We start from the raw sequence: 559 nt of genomic DNA, 5'->3' as shown, positions 1-559 counted from the left end.
CGCCGCAGCACGACGAGGACGACCGCGGTCCCGAGCGGGACGACGATCGACGCGACGATGGACACGTCGGTGACGAACTGGTCCTCGAGGCCGTGCTGCGCGACGACGCGCCCCGGGACGAGGCCGTAGGTGATCGCGGCGGCGATGGCCGTCACCGTGTCGACGACGACCACGAGCCACACCGCGAAGCGACTGCCGCGGAAGAGCCCGAGTCCGCCGACGACGAGCACGAGCAGGGGCGCAACGGCGAGCACGAGGGTCCACGGGTCGGTCGCACGGAAGGACAGGAGCCCGCGGAGGCACTCCCCCGCGACCGCGTCCGCACGGCAGCCCCGCACCGGGGTGACGGGGCCGGCGCCGACGACCGCGGCGATCGGTGCGAGGAGCCCCACCCGCGCGCGGGACACCAGCGCGATGACGGGGCCGACGGCGGACACCAGCACCGCGGTGCCGAGCAGCACCCGGATCTCGCGGTGCGAGCTGCGCACCCAGCCCTGCCGCTTCGGCGTGCGGCGCAGGAGTTCGCCGAGCAACCACCCGGCGGCCGCGGCGAGGACGG

The 559-nt window shown here is 75.7% G+C and carries 1 pseudogene; it reads right to left on the bottom strand.

Annotated elements, in window-relative coordinates:
• A pseudogene (locus BIV01_RS19905) lies at positions 1–559 on the bottom strand (bifunctional lysylphosphatidylglycerol flippase/synthetase MprF); the annotation flags it as partial.

The organism is Curtobacterium sp. MCBA15_013, assembly GCF_001865095.1.
Classification (GTDB): Bacteria; Actinomycetota; Actinomycetes; order Actinomycetales; family Microbacteriaceae; genus Curtobacterium.
This window is presented reverse-complemented; position numbering and strand designations above follow the sequence as displayed.